This is a genomic window from Alcanivorax sp. NBRC 101098 (assembly GCF_001010505.1).
Classification (GTDB): domain Bacteria; phylum Pseudomonadota; class Gammaproteobacteria; order Pseudomonadales; family Alcanivoracaceae; genus Alcanivorax; species Alcanivorax borkumensis.
Genome location: NZ_AP014613.1, coordinates 1101778 through 1117269, shown reverse-complemented (window position 1 = coordinate 1117269; position 15492 = coordinate 1101778). Strand labels below are relative to the sequence as shown.

The 15492-nt window shown below is 54.4% G+C and carries 13 protein-coding genes; 6 read left to right on the top strand and 7 right to left on the bottom strand.

The genetic code is table 11. The features are described from left to right. The first annotated feature begins 8 nt into the window (after positions 1-8). From AS19_RS05130 to AS19_RS05120, 3 genes are all read left to right on the top strand, one after another. The gene (locus tag AS19_RS05130) at positions 9-1433 is read left to right on the top strand and encodes an efflux transporter outer membrane subunit (RefSeq protein WP_011588247.1); all 1425 of its coding nucleotides are present in this window, start codon (positions 9-11) and stop codon (positions 1431-1433) included. 551 nt (positions 1434-1984) lie between these two features. After that, complete coding sequence (locus AS19_RS05125; protein WP_011588246.1) at positions 1985-3409, top strand: aldehyde dehydrogenase family protein; 1425 nt, start codon at positions 1985-1987, stop codon at positions 3407-3409. A 216-nt stretch (positions 3410-3625) separates the two neighbouring features. Beyond that, entirely contained in the window at positions 3626-4567 is a 942-nt protein-coding gene (locus AS19_RS05120) for a metal-dependent hydrolase (protein ID WP_011588245.1), read from the top strand. Positions 4568-4798: 231 nt separating this feature from the next. Here AS19_RS05120 and AS19_RS05115 read toward each other — a convergent pair whose 3' ends face one another. The 5 genes from AS19_RS05115 to AS19_RS05095 all read right to left on the bottom strand — a co-directional run bounded on the left by AS19_RS05115 (position 4799) and on the right by AS19_RS05095 (position 9795). Then, positions 4799-5569, bottom strand: coding sequence for an SDR family NAD(P)-dependent oxidoreductase (locus tag AS19_RS05115; RefSeq protein WP_011588244.1), 771 nt, complete (start codon positions 5567-5569; stop codon positions 4799-4801). Between the two features lie 243 nt (positions 5570-5812). Further along, the gene (locus tag AS19_RS05110; RefSeq protein ID WP_046961814.1) at positions 5813-6577 is read right to left on the bottom strand and encodes an SDR family oxidoreductase; all 765 of its coding nucleotides are present in this window, start codon (positions 6575-6577) and stop codon (positions 5813-5815) included. A gap of 116 nt (positions 6578-6693) precedes the next feature. Then, positions 6694-7731, bottom strand: coding sequence for a phosphotransferase family protein (locus tag AS19_RS05105; RefSeq protein WP_011588242.1), 1038 nt, complete (start codon positions 7729-7731; stop codon positions 6694-6696). Between the two features lie 84 nt (positions 7732-7815). Continuing rightward, positions 7816-9024, bottom strand: coding sequence for an acyl-CoA dehydrogenase family protein (locus tag AS19_RS05100; RefSeq protein ID WP_011588241.1), 1209 nt, complete (start codon positions 9022-9024; stop codon positions 7816-7818). A 93-nt stretch (positions 9025-9117) separates the two neighbouring features. Continuing rightward, positions 9118-9795, bottom strand: coding sequence for a histidine phosphatase family protein (locus AS19_RS05095; RefSeq protein ID WP_011588240.1), 678 nt, complete (start codon positions 9793-9795; stop codon positions 9118-9120). A gap of 705 nt (positions 9796-10500) precedes the next feature. On the opposite strand from AS19_RS05095, the gene AS19_RS05090 reads away from it, so the two are divergent. From AS19_RS05090 to AS19_RS05080, 3 genes are all read left to right on the top strand, one after another. Then, positions 10501-10971, top strand: coding sequence for a MaoC family dehydratase (locus tag AS19_RS05090; RefSeq protein ID WP_046961813.1), 471 nt, complete (start codon positions 10501-10503; stop codon positions 10969-10971). 164 nt (positions 10972-11135) lie between these two features. Next, the gene (locus AS19_RS05085; protein WP_011588238.1) at positions 11136-12056 is read left to right on the top strand and encodes an SDR family oxidoreductase; all 921 of its coding nucleotides are present in this window, start codon (positions 11136-11138) and stop codon (positions 12054-12056) included. Positions 12057-12635: 579 nt separating this feature from the next. Continuing rightward, positions 12636-13700, top strand: a complete 1065-nt coding sequence (locus AS19_RS05080) for a 3-deoxy-7-phosphoheptulonate synthase (protein ID WP_231860979.1) — start codon at positions 12636-12638, stop codon at positions 13698-13700. Between the two features lie 240 nt (positions 13701-13940). Here the strand turns inward: AS19_RS05080 and AS19_RS05075 are convergent, their stop codons facing one another. Beyond that, entirely contained in the window at positions 13941-14846 is a 906-nt protein-coding gene (locus AS19_RS05075) for a PhzF family phenazine biosynthesis protein (RefSeq protein WP_231483333.1), read from the bottom strand. Between the two features lie 159 nt (positions 14847-15005). Then, complete coding sequence (locus AS19_RS05070; RefSeq protein WP_046961812.1) at positions 15006-15434, bottom strand: hypothetical protein; 429 nt, start codon at positions 15432-15434, stop codon at positions 15006-15008. Positions 15435-15492: the final 58 nt, after the last annotated feature.

Below are 15492 nucleotides of genomic sequence, written 5' to 3'. Positions count from 1 at the left end.
TAATACTGATGACCCGTAACCCACTGACGCTCGCCCTTCTGGGCGGGCTGATGCTGGGTGGCTGCACCCTCGCCCCCAGCTATCAACAACCACTCTCTCCCGTCCCTGCGCAACTGGGCGAAGCCAACGGCAATAGTGCCAGCGAGCTAACCCTGCCCAGCTGGTCCAGCCTTTATCAGAGCGCGGAATTGCAACAGCTGATTCAAAGCGCATTGGATAACAACCGAGATCTGCGCATCGCCGTACTCGATGTGGCCGCCCTGCGCGCCCAGTACCAAATCCAGCGTGCAGACCTGTACCCAAACCTATCCGTGGACGCCAGCGGTTCCCGTCAGCGTCTGCCCTCAGACCTGTCCGGCACCGGCCATTCCACATTATCGGATCAATACGGTGTGCAAGTTGGCGTTACCGCCTGGGAACTGGATCTGTTTGGCCGGGTACGCAGCCTGAAAGATGCGTCGCTGGAAAAATATCTGGCCAGCGAAGAAGCCCAGCGCAGCACCCAACTGGCGCTGGTTGCCCAAGTGGCACAAAGCTACTTAACCCTGGTTAGTGATCGCCAAAACTTGGCAATCAGTCGCGAAACCGTGGTCGCACAGGAGGACTCTCTGGCATTGATTGAACGCCGATACGAGAGCGGTTTGGGATCCGAGCTGGATGTGCGCCAAGCACAAATTGCCTTGCAGGAAGCCCGCGCCAATCTGGCCAGCTTTGAACGCCAGGTGGATCAAGACTATAACGCCTTAGCCGTACTGGTCGGCGGGCCACTGCCCACCCTGAAATCGGTGAACTTGGACAACGATGCCTTGGCCCTCGTCGCACCAGTTCCGCAAGGCCTACCCTCAGCACTACTCACCCAGCGACCGGACGTACAACAAGCCGAGCATCAGCTGCGGGCCGCCAATGCCAATATTGGTGCCGCCCGAGCCGCCTTCTTCCCAAGCATTCAACTCACCGGCGCCTATGGCACCATGAGTAGCGAACTGTCCGGCCTGTTCGACAGCGGCTCCAAAGCTTGGTCATTCATCCCCAGTATTTCCCTACCCATTTTCTCCGGGGGCCGTAACAGGGCCAATCTGGATCTAGCCGAAGTTCGTCAAGATCAAGCCGTGGCCAGCTACGAGAAAGCCATACAAACCGCCTTTCAGGAAGTCGCTAATGCGCTGCAAGCCCGCGACACTCTGGCTCGCCAACAGCAGGCTCAACAGGCACTAGTCACCGCCACTGAGCAGTCCCTGACGTTGTCACAGCAACGCTACGAACAAGGCGCAGATGATTACCTTGCGGTGTTGGACGCCCAACGCACTCTGCTCTCGGCCCGCCAACAGCTAGTGACGCTAAAACTGCAGCAGTTGACCAACGAAACCGAGCTTTACCGCGCCTTGGGTGGTGGCTGGGATGCGCAACAGCCCACCCATGTGGCCAGCCGCTAACGCAGCTCAGAAGCAACCGTTGTGCCAGAAGATGACACCGCCATGTGACTAATCTGGCCAACAACGCAAGCTGATGGCGGCACCGTAGGCCGTCGCTGCTGCGGCAATTGCGCTGAATGATAGCCGTTTTGACAACGCGCCCCTCGGGGCGCAAACCTAGGAGCAATAACGCGCAAAAAAACTATTCCTACGTCAACGTAAATGTCTTCGCCGAGGGTCAGCCGCGTGCTCAGCACACCGCATGAAGCCACCTCTACAGAGAGCAGCCTACATACAATCAGGCATCGGCATCGCCCCGGGAAAGTCTCTCAGCACGCAGAGCTTCACTCCTAGTCTCATGTTCATTTTCTGTTTCGCTGACGCTAGCACACCAACCGCATGCCCATTTTCCAGCTGCGGCCTCGCATCATCTTATCCACTTGCCGCACCACCTCTTTCAGGCGGGGCCCAAATTCCGCAGGGAAGAACCAACACCGTTTTTTAAAATTACATGCCACTATTGTAGTGTTGACCCTCCATACTCAATGGAAGACCAACAAAAGGACCTCTCCATGGACACGTTGCAGCAGTTCTACATTAACGGCCGTTGGGTCTCTCCCACAGAGGAAGCCACTACCCACGCCGTTATCAACCCTGCGAATGAAGAACAGATTGCCACCCTGCCATTGGCCCAAGCCGCGGATATTGATGCAGCCATCGCCGCCGCTCACCAAGCTTTCCCCTCTTGGTCCGCCCTGCCGCTGGAAAAGCGGCTGGGGTACATGGAAAAAATACTGGAAGCTTACCAGGCTCATCTACCCCAAATGGCGGAAGCGATTAGCCAGGAAATGGGCGCACCGATCACTTTGGCGAGCAAGGTACAGGCCCCTATGGGGCTTGCCCATCTGAAGACCGCCCTAGCCATAGCGCGGGAGTTCCCTTTCGAAGAAGCCGTCGGCCAGTCGCTAATTCGCCGTGAAGCCGCAGGAGTGTGCGCCTTGATTACACCGTGGAACTGGCCCATGAACCAGATCATGTGCAAGGTCGCTCCGGCCATGGCCGCAGGCTGCACCATGGTGCTCAAGCCCAGTGAATTTGCCCCGCTGTCAGCCAACCTGCTCACACAGATTATTGATGAAGCGGATCTCCCCGCCGGGGTTTTCAATATGGTCTATGGCGACGGTGCCGCCGTGGGGCCATTGCTATCCAGTGACCCTCGCATTGATGTGGTATCCCTTACCGGCTCCACCCGAGCGGGGGAATCCGTGAGCCGGGAAGCGGCCAGCACCATTAAACGCGTGTCTCTGGAGCTGGGCGGTAAGTCCGCCAATATCTTGCTGCCAGGCTGTGACCTAGAACAGGCCGTCACCCACGGGGTGCGGGCAATGATGGCCAACACAGGGCAGAGCTGTAATGCGCCATCACGGATGCTGGTACCGGAGGATCAACTAGCGCAAGCCGAACAGATTGCCGCTCAAGTCTGCGACGCCATAGTGGTTGGCGATCCCTCCGATGACGCGACCGTAATGGGTCCAATCGCCAACCGCCGTCAGTACCAACGGGTACAAACCATGATCGAGAAAGGCCAACAAGAAGGCGCCAAATTAGTAGCCGGCGGCACCGGTAAGCCCGAGGGTATCGACAAAGGCTACTTCGCCCGCCCCACCGTGTTCAGTGAAGTAAACAACCAGATGACCATTGCCCGAGAGGAAATCTTTGGTCCCGTGCTGGTGATGATTCCCTACGACACTCTCGAGAACGCCGTCGACATCGCCAACGATTCCGACTACGGCCTTTCCGGTTATGTGTTCGGGGACGATTCCCAAGCCCGACAGATCGCCGCTCGCCTGCGCACTGGCAATGTCCATATCAATGGAGCGGGCCCGGATATACAAGCCGCCTTCGGTGGCTACAAACAATCCGGGATTGGCCGGGAATGGGGCCGCTTCGGCTTTGAAGAGTTTCTGGAAACCAAATCCCTGTTCCTACCCAGCTAACGCCTTCGTCCTCAATGGACAATCAAAAACCTTGTTTTGTGCACTCGCAGAGGGGGTCCAATTGCACGCTCAGCGTGGCTGATTGGCCCTCTAGCCCCGACCCGGGCGCGAAAATGCCATTTACCTCACCTACTCTAACCCTGAACATTCATTACATTGAGTAATGTAACAGTATGAATTCAGCGGCGACTCTGCCGCCAGGGACAGGAGTACACCATGACAACAACAGCATCCACCACCATTGAGTCAGGCCAAGCGAAGGCCCAGAAAGTGCCGTTGGGGGCCACCGTGGATATTCCACCCCGTCGGCTCGACTTTGAATTTGATGACAAAACATCCGTTCGGTACTTCTACGATAACGACCCCTTTCTGAGCGCGTTCTGGTTGAGCATGTCCACCCTGTTCCCAAAAGGCGAAGCTTTCTTCGTAGATTCCGTGCGTCATTACCGTAAAGAAATTACCGACAGCACACTGAAAGCACAGGTGGCCGGATTTATTGGCCAAGAAGCCATGCACAGTAAAGAGCATGAAGCCTGGAACAATATGGGCATGAAATTCGGCTACCCCACGGACAAGCTGGACAAATCCCTGGGCAAACTGATCGGCCTGATGCAAAAACGTACCCCAAAAATTTTCCAGCTAGCCACCACGGTGTGCCTGGAACATTACACTGCCATCATCGCTGAACAGCTGCTACGTGAAGACGAGCATCAGAAAAAACTCATTGATGAAACCACGTTAAAACTGTGGTTATGGCATGCGCTGGAAGAAAACGAACACAAAACCGTGGCCTACGATGTCTATGAGAAAGTCAGCGGCAGCTACGCCATTCGTACTGGTGCTATGATCCCAACCACCGTCCTTTTCTTCACCGTAATGGCCGCCTTCCAGGCACGCATGTTGGCCTCAGACGGTCGCCTGTTTGATCTGAAAAGTAACTGGAAAGGCCTCACCTTTTTGTTCGGTCGCAAAGGGTTGTTCACCAAATTAACGCCCCAGTACCTAGATTTCTTTAAACGAGATTTCCACCCTTCCCAGCACGACACCGATGCGTTACTGGAGGAATGGCGAGAAAAACTGTTTGGACCGAACGGCCTGCTCACCGAGCAACATGCCCAGGCAACCCAGCGCAAAGGTAAAGGTAAAAAAACGCACTAAAGAGCCGTTGAAAAGCGCCCTGTATGCTTACATAGCCTTCAGGGTACTCCGGCTGGCGCGCCGTCGTTTTTTGCACTTTAATCGACGGCAACCAACATGCCTTCAAAAGTGCCTGCACTATGCCCCAAATGGGGCATAGCTTGCTAACCAGCCTAAAAGAAGGCGCATACACGCCGAAAGCCCCCCCGTTAACCTTCAAACAAGCCCACAAGCCGAACCCAAAACGGCAAATCAAAACGCGGATACACCACCATCCACAGCAAGGGCCTGGCCACTCATATAGCTGTTGGCCGGCGACAGCAGCATGAGCATGGCTGCAACAATCTCAGAGGGCTGTCCCAGTCGCTTCATTGGGCAACCGGAGGCAAGCATGGCATGCACCTGTTCCCTGTTTTTTGCTAGCTCACCTTCATCCAGCATCGGTGTATGAGTATAAAACGGGCAGATCGCATTCACGCGAATGTTGCGCTTGGCATATTCCACTGCTGCTGTGCGTGTGAGCCCAATCACCGCATGCTTGGCCGCCGAGTAGGCCCCTATTTTAGGCGCACCACCTAACCCCGCCATGGAACTCACGTTGACGATACTGCCGCCGCCCACCTTCATGGCATCGATTTGGTGCTTCATGCCGAACATCACGCCTTTAACGTTCACGTTCATCTGCTGATCCAGCACTTCTTCGCTCAATTGCGTAAACGGAATAAAACCGTGGGCAATACCCGCATTGTTCACAGCCAAGTCCAGGTGACCGAACTGAGACAGCGCCGCATCCACCATGGCTTTACAATCCGCCTCACTGGACACGTCACAGCGCAGTGCGGCAACTTTAACGCCCTGCTCAGCCAGTGTGTCTGCCAACGGGTTAAGGGCATCCATATTGATATCGCCCAATACCAGCGCGGCACCGCGCTTACCCAGTTCTTGTGCCAGTAATTTGCCAAAACCGCTGGCCGCACCGGTGATCAACGCCGTCTTGCCGGTAAAATCGAGAATTGGATCCATTACTTCCTCCTGCACCGAAAGCGGTAAAACAACACTCTTGACCCGCCTTGGGCATCCATCTGCTTACAAAAAGCCGCTGTAGGCCTTCCCTTATCTGGGCACAAACGAAGGCAGCAAAACGGAAAACAGGCAGATACACTAAAAATCTACCTAGCCTCACCGCACCGAGAGCACCGGAGCACCCTACCCGCGTTTTGCCCCCTAAAAGCGAAGACCTATAACGGTTTGATAGCAACGTGAGTGTTAAATCGTAAAGCCGCCATCAACCACAACACACTCACCTGTCACGAAGCTGGCAGCATCAGAGACTAGATAAAGGACCGTGCCGGCCATTTCTTTGGGTTCCGCGTGACGACGCATGGGGATTTGGCTCAGGGCCTGTTTATAGATATCTTCGTTGGCAAACAGGGCACCGGCGAACTTGGTTTTAGTCAGCCCCGGCAGCAACGCATTCACTCGCACGTTGAATTGCGCACACTCTTTGGCAAACGCCTTGGTCATGCTGATCACGGCAGCTTTAGAAATGGAATACACCCCCTGGCCTTCGCCCGGGGTCAGACCATTCACCGAAGCAGTATTGACGATAGCGCCACCGCCGTTTTCGCGCATCAACTTGCCCCCTTCCACGGACATGTAGAAGTAACCACGTAAGTTCACATCCACGGTCTTATCGAAGGCGTCCACCGGGGTATCAAGAATATGCCCGAAAAATGGATTAGCCGCGGCATTGTTTACCAAAATATCGAGTTTTCCGTGCACCTTACGGATATGGGAAAACACCGCTTCAATTTGCGCCAGCTCGCCCACATGACAAGCAAAAGCTTCTGCGCTGCCACCGTCTGCCTTAATGGCATCGGCAACGACCTGACAGCTATCAATCTTACGGCTGGACACAATCACATGGGCGCCCTGCTCTGCCAACAGGCGGGCAATTTCTTCGCCAATACCCCGGCTCGCGCCGGTCACCAGAGCAACCTTGCCCTCAAGATTAAAAAGATCGGTACTCATTATTTCTCTCCCGAAAAAAGGCCATAAGCCGCAAGCCCCATAGCCTGCGGCTATTCGAAAGCACAGTAGCCACATTGCCGCCCGGCTTTCCTTTTCGCTTGCAGCTTGCCGTGGCTTTATGCCCCTTCATTAATAATTTGCATGGCCATGGAGGCCAGTGGCTCGACCAGAGCACCTACTTGAGAGGCCTGCTTGCTGGAGGCATTACCGTCTTGAGCCCTTTTCGCGACTCCCTGGCAAATGGCCGCAAGGCGGAAAAAACTGAATGCCAGATAAAATTCCCAATTGTCGATATGGGCAATACCACGGCGCTCGCAATACATGGCCACGTATTCTTTTTCAGTAGGAATACCCAACGCAGTACGGTCTTTGCCTTGCAGACCGGCCATCTTGGCGCCTCGTTGAGGCATTCGCATACCCATACACTGATACGCCAGATCCGCCAGTGGATGGCCCAAGGTGGATAACTCCCAATCCAGCACCGCCATGACTTGCGGCTTTTGCGGGTGCCACATCAAGTTGTCCAAGCGGTAATCACCGTGCACCAGTGACACTTGGCCGTCATCCTCTGGTTGATGGGTCTGTAACCAGGCGATCAGCGAATCCATGGCCGCAATTTCCTGCAATTTGGACGCGTCGTACTGCTGGGTCCAGCGGTCGAGTTGACGTTCAAAATAACTGCCCGGCTTACCGTAATCAGTCAGGCCTACGGCCTCCAGGTCCACACTGTGAATGGCCGCCAGCACCCGGTTCATTTGCGAGTACATCTCGCGGCGTGCCGCATTTGCGGCATCGCCCTCTCCCGCCTCGGGAAGCGCCGCATCCCAGAGAATGCGTCCTTCGCAAAACTCCATCACATAGAACATGGAGCCGATAACATCACGGTCTTCGCACAGGTGCAGCACATTGGGCACCGGTACATCGGTGTCTTTCAACGCGGCCATAACCCGGAATTCGCGATCCACCGCATGGGCGGACTTGAGCAGTTTGCCCGGCGGCTGACGGCGCAGCACATAGGAGCCAGAGGCGGCCGTAATCTTGAAGGTAGGGTTGGACTGCCCCCCCTCGAATTTCTCCGCTTCAATGGGACCCTTGAAGCCCTCGATATGCTGCTCAAAATACTCAGCCAGTTTCTGTGTATCTATCTGGGACATGGAGCCCTCCTACTGTTCTTCTTTTTTCTGCTGCGCAAAAAGCAACACCCAGAACGCGATTGACGCTGCGGGCCACACCTGAAATCAGGCGAATTGTTTAGCCATGTTCCGGCCCAACTGCATCATGTGCACCTGATCCGGGCCATCGGCCAGACGCAGAGTGCGCGCGTAGCTAAAGAAGTGAACCAACGGCGTATCCTGGCTCAAGCCCACGGCACCGTGGATCTGAATCGCCCGGTCGATAACATTTAACGCCATATTAGGCGCAACCACCTTGATCATAGCGATCAAATCCTTCGCGTCTTTGTTACCTGAGCGATCCATGGCGTCTGCGGCTTTCAGCGTCAGCAACCGTGCCTGCTCAATCTCGCAGTAAGATTTGGCGATATCTTCGCGCACCGAGCCCTGCTTGCTCATGGGCGCACCGAACACTTCACGCTGGTTTACCCGCTTGCACATCATCTCAAACGCCTCCTGAGCCGCGCCGATCATACGCATGCAGTGGTGAATCCGGCCCGGACCCAGGCGCCCCTGAGCGATTTCGAAACCCCGCCCTTCACCGAGAATTATATTGGCCTTGGGCACACGCACATTGTCGAAAATAACGTCGGCATGGCCTTCGGGTGCATCGTTGTAACCAAATACCTGCATCGGGCGAACAATGTTGACCCCGGGGGTATTGGTAGGCACCAAAATCTGGGATTGCTGCTGGTGGCGGTTGGGGTTATCCGGGCTGCTCTTGCCCATGACAATCATAATTTCGCAGGTTTTTCGCATGGCGCCGCTGATATAAAACTTACGGCCGTTGATGATGTAATCGTCGCCATCTTCCGTTATACGCGTTTCGATATTAGTCGCGTCAGAGGACGCCACTTGCGGCTCGGTCATGGCGAAGGCACTACGAATACGGCCTTCCAACAACGGCAACAACCACTGTTCTTTCTGAGCATCGTTGCCGTATTTTGCCAGCACCTCCATATTGCCAGTATCCGGAGCAGCACAGTTAAACGCTTCGGATGCAATACGACAGCGCCCCATTTCTTCTGCCAGCGGCGCATACTCCAGGTTACTTAAGCCTGCGCTGTACTCTGCGTACTCTGTAGGCAAAAACAGGTTCCATAACCCTTTAGCTCGGGCCTTTTCTTTCAGTTCATCCATGATCGGCGGCGTTTCCCACGGGCTCTTTGCCAGCTGCTCGTAATACACGTTTTCCGCCGGGCGGATTTCGTTGTTAATAAAATCACGCACCTGAGTGATCAATGTCTGCATTTTTTCTGTGTACTGAAAATCCATGACGCTCTCCCTATTACCCGTTTGCTCCTGCAGTCTCGTGGCTGCGTTAAATGCGATGCAGCGCGTACAAGGTTGGAGCACAAAGCACGAAAATTAGTAGTAAGTGATCGCGTCGAAACGGTCAGGGCGATCTAGATGCGGCACGTTATTAAAACTAGCCATACGCACCACCTTTTGATTAAAAAAACCGTGGCTCACACTACTGTTACGAATCTGCAGATTCAGCTCCACTACGGCCTCGTCCGACGCGCCAAGAATATGTTTGATGAACATGGCCATGGCACCACCAGAGCTGACAATCAGCAACCGGTCCTTATCGTTGTACTGCTGCTGGATGTGATCGCGGGCGGCAGCAACCCGGTCAGAGAAGCCCTGCCAGCTTTCCGGCAGATCGCCGGTCAGCGTATCCATTCGCCAGTGTTTCATGGCCGTTTTCAAGGCCTTGTAAAAGGCCGCCACCGGAGCACCTTCGCTAGGCACCTGGTCCGGGTGCTGAGCCAGGTAGGCATTCACCAGTGACTGGAAATCGAATTCGTTAAGGCCGGACTGAATGTCTTCGGGTAAGGCCACACCCAGGCCTTCACAAATACCGGCTCCCGTTTCCCGATGCCGTACCAGATCACCGCACACAAGGGCATCAAAGCCCATATCCCGTTCGGCAAAATACTCACCCAGCCAGCGAGCTTGCTGGTGACCCAGTTCGGAAAGGCGATCGTAATTATCGGTACCGAACGATGCTTGCCCGTGGCGGACAAGGTAAAACTGGGCCATGCGTGTATCCTCGGCTCAAAATAATATTCAACCAGATTAGATTAGCGCCATTAGTTAGTGAAATTGATATTCTTCATCCCCGTGAATAAACACCATTCATTATGGCGCCTCCCTTCAAGACACAGAGGCTGCAATTTTGAAGTTCTATGCCCTGTTATCGAAAGTGCCAGAATATTTTGGGGCCAGCCTAGAAGAGCAGAACGGCGGGGTAACCAAGCCCAGAGGAGATGAGCTTGTTTAGGAGAGGCAGCGCGCCAGCTGCCGGTTAAAGCGCCTTCGCACTCAATGGTTTCTTCATCACGCTTTGTCGTGCCACCAGCAACGCTCCTTCCTTAACGCTTACCCTCTCCAAGCACCACTATGAATAGGGTTTCGCACTGATTACCAGGGGCCGACAAGCCGGTTAACGGGTCACGCTGCTCAGCGGTAGTGTGTTATGCAAGCCCATCAGAATCGCTCTCACCAGCCACCCTAGGCTATTGTTTATTAATAATTTCTTCCTAAAAAACCGCTTGCTTCTAATGTTTAAAATAGCGTCAGGGATACACCATTGGCCACACAGCAAGCCATGACATATTTTTCGCCCTTAATGGCGCCTTTCATCCTTTACGACTGATTAGGTCACCCACATACTCCTTCTTCTAAAAGACATTTTGGAGAGTGGATCTCGGGTGCTACTTACCGGGCCACCAACGGGAAAGCATTATGAGCAAACAGCAAACCACCCTTGAAGAGCTGCAGGCGAACATTGGCAAAAGCGTTGGCACATCCCAGTGGCGTACCGTCGACCAGCAACGCATCGATGGCTTCGCTGAACTCACCGAAGACCCGCAATGGATCCATACCGACCCGGAGCGCGCCGCCAAGGAAAGCCCCTTTGGTGCCACCATTGCCCATGGCTTTCTGTCTCTGTCAATGCTATCGGCCATGGCTATGGACGTACTGCCTACCATCAAGGGGCAAGTCATGGGCATCAACTATGGCTTCGACAAGGTCCGCTTCATGAACCCGGTCCGCGAAGGAAGTAAGATTCGAGGATCCTTCACTTTGATGGAAGTGAAGCAGCGCTCCGACCAAGAATGGCAGCTGCGCCACGGTGTCAAAGTTGAAATTGAAGGTCAGGAAAAGCCTGCCTTGATGGCGCAGTGGTTAAGCCTGGCGGTAGTACCGAGTTAAACGTTCAACGTTTAAATCGCAAGAGAACGCGCTATTAAGCTGAAACATGCCGCACATTAGTGCCTGTTTCACGGGGTGACAATCCGTCACTCGACAATGCCGTTACTTGCGTTTCAACTTTGAATTTTGCACTTTTCAACTCAAAAAATTTAGAGAGATAACCCATGACAATCCGTTTTGATAATCAGGTGGCCATCGTCACCGGCGCGGGCAATGGCCTGGGCAAATCCCACGCGTTGGAACTGGCTAAACTCGGCGCCAAAGTGGTAGTGAATGATTTCGGGGGCGCTCGCGATGGTAGCGGTGGTTCCAGTGAAGCCGCCGAGCAAGTGGTTGCAGAAATCAAGGCTGCCGGTGGTGACGCTATTGCCAACGGTGCAGACGTTTCCGACATGGCTCAGGTCGAAGCCATGGTAAAACAGGTGATGGATACCTGGGGTCGCATTGATGTGCTCATCAACAACGCGGGCATCCTTCGCGACAAGAGCTTCGTCAAGATGACCCAGGACGACTGGGATAAAGTCGTGGCGGTTCACCTCACCGGCTCAGAAATCTGCAGCAAGGCCGTTTGGCCGATCATGCGCGAACAGGGCTATGGCCGCATCGTCATGACCTCCTCTGCCTCCGGCCTGTATGGTAACTTCGGGCAGGCCAACTACAGCTCCGCCAAGCTGGCAGTGGTCGGGCTGATGAACACCCTGTCTTTGGAAGGTGAAAAGTACAACATCAAGATAAACTGCATCGCTCCTACCGCCGCCACTCGCATGACTGAAGACCTGATGCCGCCTAAAGTGCTGGCCATGCTGGAGCCAAAGGAAATCACCCCGGCGGTGCTGTTCCTGGCAAGCAACGAAGCCCCTACCCATCGCATCCTGCTGGCTGGCGCTGGTTGCTACGCCATGGTACGTATAATGGAAAGCGAAGGCGTTTACCTGAATGACGAAGAGCGCAATGCGGATGGTATTGCCGCCCACTTTGAACAAATCGGCAATATGGATAACGCGAGCGAAATAATGACCGGTGGCGACCACGTAACCAAAATTCTAACCATGGTCGCCAAAGCCAAGGGCATCAAGCTGGGTTGAATCAAACGCCACTCAGTATTACCGAATGGGAGGCGAGGACAACCGCCTCCCACTCAACCCTGGCGGGACTACAGCGCAGCGATTACTGTGGGCCCGCAAACCATGCCATATAAAAAATAGTCAGCGGCTATCGTGCAACATGGGCCTAGCCTCTTGCACCTCTCTCAAGCTACCGCTACTCTTTAGCCTTAAATGAAGCACATTCAAGAGACATAACTATGCACGCAGCACAGTTCAACACACGCACCCTGACTGGCCTGATGGCCGGTATGGCGGTGTCTGCTGCGTCATATTACGGGTACTGGTTTAGCCGCTCGCGCGCCTGATTGATACTCAGGCGCGCCCGCTAAGGGACGCCTGCCGAACACATCCAACCCCGGCCGGTAACCCGCCCGGGGTTTTTTATTGGCTGATATACAGCCGCAAACAACAGACAGCACCAAGAGGCCAGTAACATGTATCGCTATCAACCGAACGATCTGACAACCCGATTTAGCCGCTGGCCTAACCTGCACAGCACAGAACAGCGATCGACGAATCACGCGCGACGATAACGCGCCGCCGCAATAAGGGAACACCATGCAACAGGTAAGCACACAACATATCGAAAACGCCGCCAGCCTAATCCAAGAGCGCCAGGCGACCCCACGCCGCAGCCAGCCGCTGCCCTCCCCTGCGGTACTGCGTGAGCGCTTGCCGGTGAATACCGCACTCGCCGCACACATTGAACAGCACCGTCAGACGATTCGCAATATTCTCAATGGCAAAGATTCACGTCTGCTGGTAATCACCGGGCCATGCTCACTTCACGACCCTAAGTCCGCCTTGGAATACGGGCACCGTCTAGCAGAACTCGCGGCTCAGCTGGACGACAAAATCTTCATTGTGATGCGAGCCTACGTGGAAAAGCCCCGCACCACTGTGGGCTGGAAAGGCATGCTCTACGACCCACATCTAGATGGCAGCAATGATATCGCCACTGGCCTGAGTGTGTCCCGCCACCTGTTGCTGGACTTAGCCCGGTTAGGCCTGCCGCTTGCCACCGAGCTGCTGCACCCCATGGCTGCAGATTACCTAGGCGACCTGCTTAGTTGGGCCGCCATCGGGGCACGCACCACAGAATCCCAGATCCACCGGGAAATGGTCAGCGGCCTGGCTCTGCCTGTGGGTTTCAAGAATGGCACTGACGGCAGCATTGACGTGGCCTGTGATGCCATGGGCGCGGCGATCCATCCTCACACCCGCTTAGGCATGGATGAACACGGCCACAGCGCGCTGCTACAAACCGCCGGCAATCTGGATACCCATTTGGTGTTGCGTGGCGGCCACGACGGGCCCAACTACGATGCCAACAACGTGCAGCGCGCTACTGCCGCCCTCAAGAACAAAGGTTGTAACCCACGCCTGATCGTGGACTGCAGCCATGCCAACAGCGGTAAAGACCCGTTACGCCAGCCTGCTGTGCTACAAAATTTGCTGCAACAACGAGCTCAAGGACAAACCGCCATCGCCGGAATCATGCTGGAAAGCCATCTCCACGACGGTAAACAAGGCCAAGGGAAACCGCTTCAGCATGGCCTGTCCATCACTGATGGCTGCCTAGGCTGGGACAAGACCCGCGCCGCACTCTGCGCGATTGAATAACACCAAACACCGGGCCTCCTGCCATTGCAGGAGAGGCCTGGCAGTCACTGGCCATGCAACACGCTAGCGACCATGCTAATTTGAAAATACATTTTCACCTATACACCAAGGAAGCCCCATGCTCAGTAATTTGACCCTCGACCAACTGATCACAGCCTTCGTGCTGTTTCTTACTGTCATCGCCACCGTGGCATTCATCGTCTACCTGAAAAATCGTTCAGGTAACGAATAAGCTCAGGGTCACGAATACAGCAGTGACCCCGTCCCCATCTTGATCACGTTACCGCCAATGCGGCAGCGCACCTCTTTGCCCGGGCGCTTATCGAATTCTGCATGGAGAATGCTTTTACGGGTTTCATGGCTACCTCGATCCACAGACAGGGTATGGGTACCGGGCGCCGTCTCGCCCTGTTCTGCCAGGTAGGCAATAAACTCCGGCATCACCGCACCAATCGGCGGAAACGCATCACGGGGCAGCGAGGGGTTTAGCAACCGACCATGAAATTCCGTAAACCCGGTAATGGTTCCCGGAGCGAATAGAAAAAGCTCCGAGGTATAAACACCACCGAACAGATCCGACCAGCGATCCGGGTTAAGGCTCGCCGCCAGTACGTGTTCCGGTTTAGTAAAGGGCACGATCAGCGTGGGCTTGTCCACACTCACCACCATCGGCTTGTACTTACTGAACGAAATATGTTTTTCGTCAATGTTCAGCGCCGCCGCCAAACGAGGAACTTCCGGAGTGTAGCGGTCGATTGTCGGATTCAGCACTCGCGCAAACTGAATCGCCCCCGGCGAGCTATCGCCCTTATCAATAAAACTCTCAATCAACTGCTCATTTTGTTTCAGCAGGAACGACGCAAATTCCCCTTCATCTTTTGTCAGCCCCATTTCATAAGCGACATAAGACGCTGCCAGAATGGTGTGGGCACCGAATAGTTGTTTACCCTTACTATTAAACACCGTCACCGGCGAAGCATCATTTCCCGGCTCGATAAACACGGTTTCAGTTTGCTGAAATTCACCGGCAATAGCCGTTTTACTGGCATCACTACTGTTGGCCGAATCCAACATCACCACTGGCACCTGAGTGCCCTGAAATGGTGCACCAGCAAATACATCAAGCAATGAATAATTGAGAGCCATCATCCTCACCTTTTTATGATTTTCTCACTTGACTATGCAGCAAGGAAAAAAGAATGCAATCAGCAAGAGAGGAAATAATGGCAAATGGAAAAAGATTATTTGCGCAGGCGGAAGGCTCTAATCAGGCACTCAAGCAGGCCTTAGCGTTGAAGCAAAGATTCAGGAAATAACGCCTTCTCGGGCCCATTCGCAGCGCACCCGTAAAGGCGCGTCAGAGGGTGTGTGGTACGCGTCGGCACTATCCCACACGAAGGTATGAAACCCGGACAATTCAGTTTCCAAGTGCACCACCGCATTCACCCAGTACATATTCTTGAGCAGAGATTCAAATTTAGCGATCCAGTGCTCCCACTCGTACTCCACCGCACGGTAAGACATACCGAAATGAATCACCTGAGTCTGGAAGGTGCCGCCCATCAAGTCGTCTCCGGGTACGCAAAACATTTCCCGACACAGAAACGGCCATTCGTCTGCCTGCGGTAATTGCCGAATGGCCTTGCGGTTTTGAAAACAACTCGTCTTACGCTCCTGCAAATTACCAAACGGTAAATGCTTAATGCAGCCGTAAACGATGGATTCATTATCCAAAAAACACCCCAGGGAAAATCAGCTACAAACTCTAGCTTACCGCGACAAGTAACAATCA

Excerpts from the sequence above, each read along its gene's own strand:
- AS19_RS05080 (WP_231860979.1), top strand. The coding sequence starts at position 12,636 with ATGCAACAGGTAAGCACACAACATATCGAAAACGCCGCCAGCCTAATC.
- AS19_RS05110 (WP_046961814.1), bottom strand. The coding sequence starts at position 6,577 with ATGAGTACCGATCTTTTTAATCTTGAGGGCAAGGTTGCTCTGGTGACC.
- AS19_RS05095 (WP_011588240.1), bottom strand. The coding sequence starts at position 9,795 with ATGGCCCAGTTTTACCTTGTCCGCCACGGGCAAGCATCGTTCGGTACC.
- AS19_RS05120 (WP_011588245.1), top strand. The coding sequence starts at position 3,626 with ATGACAACAACAGCATCCACCACCATTGAGTCAGGCCAAGCGAAGGCC.
- AS19_RS05100 (WP_011588241.1), bottom strand. The coding sequence starts at position 9,024 with ATGGATTTTCAGTACACAGAAAAAATGCAGACATTGATCACTCAGGTG.
- AS19_RS05085 (WP_011588238.1), top strand. The coding sequence starts at position 11,136 with ATGACAATCCGTTTTGATAATCAGGTGGCCATCGTCACCGGCGCGGGC.
- AS19_RS05090 (WP_046961813.1), top strand. The coding sequence starts at position 10,501 with ATGAGCAAACAGCAAACCACCCTTGAAGAGCTGCAGGCGAACATTGGC.
- AS19_RS05075 (WP_231483333.1), bottom strand. The coding sequence starts at position 14,846 with ATGGCTCTCAATTATTCATTGCTTGATGTATTTGCTGGTGCACCATTT.
- AS19_RS05105 (WP_011588242.1), bottom strand. The coding sequence starts at position 7,731 with ATGTCCCAGATAGATACACAGAAACTGGCTGAGTATTTTGAGCAGCAT.
- AS19_RS05130 (WP_011588247.1), top strand. The coding sequence starts at position 9 with ATGACCCGTAACCCACTGACGCTCGCCCTTCTGGGCGGGCTGATGCTG.
- AS19_RS05125 (WP_011588246.1), top strand. The coding sequence starts at position 1,985 with ATGGACACGTTGCAGCAGTTCTACATTAACGGCCGTTGGGTCTCTCCC.
- AS19_RS05115 (WP_011588244.1), bottom strand. The coding sequence starts at position 5,569 with ATGGATCCAATTCTCGATTTTACCGGCAAGACGGCGTTGATCACCGGT.